This window comes from Amycolatopsis sp. NPDC006131, assembly GCF_040614175.1.
In the GTDB taxonomy this organism is placed as follows: Bacteria; Actinomycetota; Actinomycetes; order Mycobacteriales; family Pseudonocardiaceae; genus Amycolatopsis_E; species Amycolatopsis_E tucumanensis.
This window is the reverse complement of sequence record NZ_JBEXTX010000205.1, coordinates 1-5956: the sequence shown is the minus strand read 5'-3', so window position 1 is coordinate 5956 and position 5956 is coordinate 1. Positions and strand designations below refer to the sequence as shown.

General features: G+C 71.7%; 10 protein-coding genes and 1 pseudogene. 7 read left to right on the top strand and 4 right to left on the bottom strand.

Annotated elements, in window-relative coordinates:
* Positions 1-953, top strand: a 953-nt coding sequence (locus tag ABZ215_RS43005; RefSeq protein ID WP_354956674.1) for an FAD-dependent monooxygenase, incomplete at its 5' end; no start/stop codon positions are given.
* Positions 954-1028: 75 nt separating this feature from the next.
* Here the strand turns inward: ABZ215_RS43005 and ABZ215_RS43000 are convergent.
* From ABZ215_RS43000 to ABZ215_RS42990, 3 genes and pseudogenes are all read right to left on the bottom strand, one after another.
* Complete coding sequence (locus ABZ215_RS43000) at positions 1029-1319, bottom strand: hypothetical protein (RefSeq protein ID WP_354956672.1); 291 nt, start codon at positions 1317-1319, stop codon at positions 1029-1031.
* A gap of 37 nt (positions 1320-1356) precedes the next feature.
* Positions 1357-1413, bottom strand: a pseudogene (locus tag ABZ215_RS42995) (hypothetical protein); the annotation flags it as partial.
* A gap of 108 nt (positions 1414-1521) precedes the next feature.
* Complete coding sequence (locus tag ABZ215_RS42990; RefSeq protein WP_020417225.1) at positions 1522-2094, bottom strand: TetR/AcrR family transcriptional regulator; 573 nt, start codon at positions 2092-2094, stop codon at positions 1522-1524.
* A gap of 79 nt (positions 2095-2173) precedes the next feature.
* On the opposite strand from ABZ215_RS42990, the gene ABZ215_RS42985 reads away from it, so the two are divergent.
* The 3 genes from ABZ215_RS42985 (at position 2174) to ABZ215_RS42975 (ending at position 4558) form a co-directional block, all read left to right on the top strand.
* Complete coding sequence (locus tag ABZ215_RS42985; protein WP_354956670.1) at positions 2174-2899, top strand: SDR family oxidoreductase; 726 nt, start codon at positions 2174-2176, stop codon at positions 2897-2899.
* Between the two features lie 193 nt (positions 2900-3092).
* A complete protein-coding gene (locus ABZ215_RS42980) occupies positions 3093-3749 on the top strand; it encodes a DUF1326 domain-containing protein (RefSeq protein WP_354956668.1) in 657 nt (218 codons plus the stop codon).
* Positions 3746-4558 carry a DUF2182 domain-containing protein gene (locus tag ABZ215_RS42975; protein WP_354956666.1) on the top strand — a complete coding sequence of 271 codons (813 nt, stop codon included), beginning with the start codon at positions 3746-3748 and terminating at the stop codon, positions 4556-4558. Before ABZ215_RS42980 ends, ABZ215_RS42975 begins: the two co-directional genes overlap by 4 nt.
* Here the strand turns inward: ABZ215_RS42975 and ABZ215_RS42970 are convergent.
* Positions 4485-4880, bottom strand: a complete 396-nt coding sequence (locus ABZ215_RS42970; protein ID WP_354956664.1) for a hypothetical protein — start codon at positions 4878-4880, stop codon at positions 4485-4487. The two genes, ABZ215_RS42975 and ABZ215_RS42970, sit on opposite strands and share 74 nt — an antisense overlap.
* Positions 4881-4962: 82 nt before the next feature.
* On the opposite strand from ABZ215_RS42970, the gene ABZ215_RS42965 reads away from it, so the two are divergent.
* From ABZ215_RS42965 to ABZ215_RS42955, 3 genes are read left to right on the top strand one after another with little or no spacing between them, the layout of a single operon-like run.
* Positions 4963-5331 carry an aldo/keto reductase gene (locus tag ABZ215_RS42965; protein WP_354956678.1) on the top strand — a complete coding sequence of 123 codons (369 nt, stop codon included), beginning with the start codon at positions 4963-4965 and terminating at the stop codon, positions 5329-5331.
* Complete coding sequence (locus ABZ215_RS42960) at positions 5289-5612, top strand: aldo/keto reductase (RefSeq protein ID WP_354956676.1); 324 nt, start codon at positions 5289-5291, stop codon at positions 5610-5612. The genes ABZ215_RS42965 and ABZ215_RS42960 overlap by 43 nt, the downstream gene beginning before the upstream one ends.
* The gene (locus tag ABZ215_RS42955) at positions 5576-5947 is read left to right on the top strand and encodes an aldo/keto reductase (RefSeq protein ID WP_354956662.1); all 372 of its coding nucleotides are present in this window, start codon (positions 5576-5578) and stop codon (positions 5945-5947) included. The genes ABZ215_RS42960 and ABZ215_RS42955 overlap by 37 nt, the downstream gene beginning before the upstream one ends.
* Positions 5948-5956 lie beyond the last annotated feature (9 nt).

The window sequence follows — 5956 nt, the reverse complement described above, 5'->3', positions numbered from 1 at the left end:
CGTGCTTCGACTTCCCCGGCACGGACCCGACGATCACGGTCCGCCAGGCGACCGGCACCGTGCACGGGGCGGAGCTGCTGGGCCAGGGGTGGCAGTACACGACCGCGGGACTCTACGTCTACGGCCCGAGGCCGGGCTGGATCCGCACCGTCGAGCTGGACGGACCACCGGCGGACCGGGAAGCCCCGGTCACCGCGTCCGAAATGGACGCCAGCCTGCGCCGGGTCAGCGGGCTCGACGTGCACGTGACCGACGTCGCCGACGGCGGCACCCGCTTCACCGACCACGCGCGGCAGGCGAGCACCTACCGGCGTGGCCGCGTCCTGTTGTGCGGGGACGCCGCCCACGTCCACTCGCCGTTCAGCGGCCAGGGCCTGAACCTGGGGCTCGGCGACGCGGTCAACCTGGGGTGGAAGCTCGCCGCCACCGTGCGGGGCTGGGCGCCGGAGGGGCTGCTCGACACCTATGTCAGCGAACGGCACCCGATCGGTGCCGACGTGCTCGACTGGACGCGCGCGCAGGTGGCGGCGATGCGCGGTGATGCCTACAGCGGCGCGCTGCGGGCCGTGGTCGCCGATTTCCTCGGCACCCGGGACGGCGCGACGCTCTACGCGAAGCGGATCTCCGGTCTCGGGCAGCGCTACGACCTGGGGAACGGCCACCCGCTGGTCGGCGCGCTGATGCCTAAGCTCCAGCTGGACGACGGCAGCCGGCTGGCCGACCACGCTCGCGGGGGACAGGCTCTGCTGGCCGACTTCGCCGGGAACGACGAGCTCGCCGTCCTGGCGAAGGCGTATGGGACGCGTCTGGAGCTGGTGCGAGGCAGCGCGGAGGGCAGCGGCCTGAGCGGTTTGCTGGTGCGTCCGGACGGTTTCGTGGCGTGGGCGTCGGGTGCGGGTGACACCACCGGCCTGGAAGCCGCGCTGACCCGTTGGCTGGGCGCTCCGGCCTAGACCGTGTCTGACAATGCTCTCGTCGAGGTGATGGTGTCGTGGATGAGGATGGCGGCGCGGTGGAGGGTGGCGAGTTCAGGTAGCGATGCCGCGCCATTGCTTTGAGTTGCGTTCGACGACGTTGCGGCCGCGGTAATCCAGGGCGTGGAAGGTGGGTGGGCGGTCGCCGCGGGAACCGCGGCGTTTGCGGTGCCCGGTCTGGTCGGCGGGTTCGGGGATGATCGTGCGGATTCCGCGGCGGCGGAGGTGTTGGCGGATGGCGCGGGAGGAGCAGGCCTTGTCGCCGCGCACGAGGTCGGGCCGGGTGCGGGATCCGCCGCCGCCCAGCCGAGGGACGTGCAGGTGGGCCATGAGCGGTTCGAACATCGGGCCACGCGATCCCGCACCGGAAGCGGTAGGTGATTCCCTCCACCATCGCCCGGGCGTCGGAGAACGGCCGCCCCGGTTCACCGGTCCGCACCGGCAACAAGTCCTCGATCAACGCGCACTGCTCATCCGAGAGCAACTCAAACCGCGACACGACCAGCACCACCCCAGCCACCAACCGCGATCTTTGTCAGACGCGCATCTAGGTGAAGACGCCCGCGGTGGCGACCCGGACCCGCTTGCGTGCGGCCTGCTCGTCGTCGCCGAAGCGGTCGACGCCCCAGGACAGCGTGACGACCAGCTCGTACAGCTCCTCCGCGGTGACGCCCTCCACGGCGTCGCCGGCGGACTTCGCCGCGTCGAGGAGTTCGCGGGTCCGGTCGAGCAGGGGGTTGCACGCGTGGGTCATCGGTGAGCCCGGGTCGTTGTGCGCGGTGGCGACGCAGGAGGGCAGGTCGTGCCAGATGCGCAGCTGCCAGGTCAGCCGCGCGAGCCATTCGGCGAGCGCCTCGCGCGGGGAGGCGGTGCGGGCCAGTTCGCCGGATTCGGCCACGGCCTCCTCGATGCTGGTCTGCATGACGGCGGCGAGCAGGTCGTCCCGCGTCGGGAAGTTCCGGTAGAGCGTGGCGTTGCCCACTCCCGCTTTCAGGGCGATGCCGTCGAGCGAGGCGAGGACGCCCTCGGTTTCGAACGTCTCGCGTGCCGCGAGCAGGATCGCGTCGCGGTTTCGCCGGGCGTCGGCCCGCAGCGGCCGCGCCTTCGCGCTGTCAGCCATGACATCCCTCCTTGCGGAAGTGGGGACTGTCCCCGCATACTGAATTCGGGGACACTCCCCACTTGATGAAGGAGTATAGGTGAACCAGTCACTCAAGGGCCGGACCGTGCTCGTGACGGGCGCGAACGGCGGCCTCGGCGAACAGTTCGTGGCCCAGGCGCTCGAACGCGGCGCGAGCAACGTCTACGCCGCGGCGCGCAAGCCGAAGAGCTGGAACGATTCCCGCGTCCAGCCGCTGGCCCTCGACATCACCGACGCCGGCGCCGTGGCCCGCGCCGTCACGTCCGCCCCCGACGTCGACCTGGTGATCAACAACGCCGGGATCGCGCCGGAGGGCGACTCCATCGCCGGGCCGGAGGACGAGCTGCGCCGGATCTTCGAGACGAACTTCTTCGGCACGCTCCGCGTCGCGAACGCCTTCGCGCCGGTGCTCGCCGCCAACGGCGGCGGAACCCTGCTGAACATCCTGTCCGCGGCGTCCTGGTTCAGCATCCCGACCGGCTACGCGGCCTCGAAGGCGGCGATGTGGTCGGCGACCAACGCGCTGCGGGTGCAGCTGCGCGGGCAGGGCACCCACGTGATCGGCCTGCTGGTCGGCATGATCGACACACCGATGACGACCAGGTGGGACGTCCCGAAGGTCACCGCCGCGAGCGTCGTCGCCCAGGCCTACGACGGCGTCGCCGACGGTGCGCTCGAGGTACTGGCCGACGAGCCGACGCGCGAGCTGAAGTCCCGGCTGAGCACGAAGGCCGAGGAGTTCTACCCCTGGATGGATGCGCAGCTGGCAGAGCTGGTGTCCTGACCGCGGGTCCAGAGTGGACGACCGCCGGGACTGGTGGCGCCACCAGCCCGGCGGCCACCGCCGGGCCCGAGCTCGCGTGCCAAGAACAGTCGATCCGTCGCGTGCCCGCGCGAATGGTTTTCGCCTGCCGGCGTTGCTTGTCCGACCGACAAGCGGGAGGGACACTGGGCTGATTCCCGAAGGGAGGGTGGCGATGACCGGTTCTTCCGTGCAGCCGTGGCGCTTGCGGGGAGTGTGGTTCGACGCGTGCAAGTGCGCGATCCCGTGCCCGTGTTCCTTCGCCCAGCCGCCGACCTACGGTGATTGCGACGGTGTTCTCCTCTGGCACGTGCGTGAGGGGCGGTACGGCGAGTCCCGATTGGACGGGTTGAACGTCGTGATGCTGGCGTCCTTCGTGGGCAACGTGTGGGGCGATCACAGCGAAGCCTACGGCGCGGTCTTCCTGGACGAGCGAGCCGACGAGGCGCAGCGCGGCGCCCTGCAGATGATCTTCGGCGGCCAGGCGGGCGGCTGGCCCGCCCGGTTCACCGAGATGTTCGGCGGTGAGATGCGCGGCATGGAGTTCGCCGCCATCGACGCCTCGATCGCCGAGGACTACTCCGGCTGGAGCGTCAGCATCCCCGGCAAGGCGACCGCGCGGGTCGAGGCGCTGACCGGGCCCACCAGCGAGCCGGGCGCGCGGGTGGAGGTCCACAACCTGCCCGGTGCCGAGGTGGGCCCGGGGCAACCGCCCGCGGTGTGGGGCCGGGTCACCGGGGAGTCCGCCGACGCGTTCGGCTTCCGCTGGGAGCGCAGCGGCAACTCCAGCAAACTCATCCCGTTCGAGTGGAGCGGACCGGACGCGGCATGACCCCGCGGCCGGGCCGGGATGTCGCTTCGCACGCGGCTTCGGTGCGGCGGTGGTCGCGAACCGAAGCCGCGCTGGTGGTCGTGCTGCTGGTGCTCGCCGCACTGGCCTGGGCGCTGACGAGCAGGCTCGCGACCGCGGACATGCGCATGGGGGTCCTGACCGGCGGGCCCGCGATGGACGACATGGCCGGCGCGATGCGGCCGTGGCCCGGGGAAGCGGCGCTGTTCCTCGGCGTGTGGGTCGTGATGATGGCGGCGATGATGCTGCCGAGCGTCGTGCCGTTCAGCCTGGGCATGCGCCGCCTGCTGCGCAGCCGGGGACTGCGTGGCCACGGCCTGTTCGCCGGCTACTTCCTCGTGTGGGCGGTGGCGGGGATCGGGGCGTTCGCGTTCGTGCAGGGCCTGGAGCGGGCCATGACCGGGCCCAGCGTCACCGCCGTGCGGGCCGGGGGAGTGGTGCTGCTGGTCGCCGGCGTGTACCAGCTGACCCCGTTGAAGCGCGTGTGCCTGCGGCACTGCCGGTCACCGATGGCGCTGCTGCTCGAACACAGCGAGACGGCGGTGCGCGGCCGGTTCGGTGTCCTGCGGGTGGGGCTGAGCCACGGCGGGTACTGCCTGGGCTGCTGCTGGGCGCTGATGGCGGTGCTACTGGCCGCCGGGATGATGAACCTGGTCTGGATGGCCGTGTTCGCGGCCGTCGTCGCCCTGGAAAAGGTCACCCGCCACGGCGAACTGATCAGCCGCGTGGTCGGCGGCCTGCTCCTCGCCACGGCGATCGTCCTGCTGGCACAGCCGGCCCTGCTGGCCTAGGAGTGGCGGGTGGGCTCCGCCGTCCGGGATCGGGTGGCCGCCCAACTGGCGCGGAGCTTGAGCCGGTCTTCGGACGCGGTGCCGGGAGGTCGAGGGACTGGAAGGTCAGGTCCAGGTAACCGGCTTCGGGGTGCCGGAGCCGTTTGATGCCGTCGTGGCGGATCAGGACGTCGTGCGCGGTCCAGTGGTCGCGGAACTCGGGGCTGAGCGTGGACAGCTCGCCGACGAGTTCGCGCAGTGCCCGGTCGCGGGGCCTCGCGCCCGGCTTCGGCGCGCAGCAGGGCGGCGGTGGCGCTGTCGAACATCGGCGCGAGCAGGGCACGGGCCAGGGGATTGGCGGCGACGACGTCCGTGCGGCCGTTGCGCACGAACGCCGAGGAGATCGTCATGGAGTCGAGCAGCCACTGGACCCGGGGCGGGATCTCGACGTCCCGGCGCCGCGACGAGCGGGCCAGGTCGAACAGGTAGGCAGCCGACTGAGCGAGTCCGGTCTGCGCGAGGTCGTCGAGAAGGCGCAGTCGCACGGGTTGAGCCTGTGGGACACCGCGGTGGTGTACGGCATGGGCCGCTCGGAGACGGTCCTCGCCCGCGCGCTGAAGGGCTACGACCGCGGCGAGTACCAGCTGTCCACGAAGTTCACCCCGCAGATCGCCGGCGCCGGCGGCGATCCGGTCGCGGACATGCTGGAGCAGAGCCTCGACCGGCTGGGCACCGACTACGTGGACCTGTACTGGATCCACAACCCCGCCGACGTGGCTGGACGCCGCTGCTGATCCCGCTGCTGGAAAGCGGCCGGATCAGGCACGTCGGGGTCTCGAACCACAACCTGGCCGAGATCGCCCTGGCCGACCGGATCCTCGGCGAGGCCGGCTTCCGCGTGGAGGCGGTCCAGAACCACTACAGCCTCCTCTACCGCGGCTCCGAGCGCGTGGGCATCATCGGCCACTGCCGCGAGCACGACGTGCGGTTCTTCTCCTACCGGCGAATCCGTTGCCGGCGGGCAGCACCCGCGCGGCCGTGTGCAACGGCATCCTGCCGCAGCTGCGGGCGCTGACGGACAGGATGACGGCGATCGGTGCGGACCGGGGCGCCTCCGCCGCCGACATCGCCACCGCTTGGGCCATCGCCAAGGGGACCACACCGATCATCGGGGTCACGAAGGCGGCTCACCTCGACGGGCTGGTCCGGGCGCACCGCATCAAGCTCGCCGGCGACGAGACCGCGGAGCTGGAGGAGCTGGCGGACGCCGCGGACGTCGACACGCGCGGCAGCTGGGAGCACGCCATGTGGCAGCGGGTGCGGCCCGGGCCCGGGCACCGCCCCCGCCCGCAGCCCCCCGCCGGGGGGGGCTCCCCCCCCGTGTTGGGGGGGGGGTGGGTCTTTGTATAGGATGTATAC

Coding starts and splice junctions, on each gene's coding strand:
- ABZ215_RS42980 (WP_354956668.1), top strand. CDS start 3,093: ATGACCGGTTCTTCCGTGCAGCCGTGGCGCTTGCGGGGAGTGTGGTTC.
- ABZ215_RS42975 (WP_354956666.1), top strand. CDS start 3,746: ATGACCCCGCGGCCGGGCCGGGATGTCGCTTCGCACGCGGCTTCGGTG.
- ABZ215_RS42990 (WP_020417225.1), bottom strand. CDS start 2,094: ATGGCTGACAGCGCGAAGGCGCGGCCGCTGCGGGCCGACGCCCGGCGA.
- ABZ215_RS43000 (WP_354956672.1), bottom strand. CDS start 1,319: ATGTTCGAACCGCTCATGGCCCACCTGCACGTCCCTCGGCTGGGCGGC.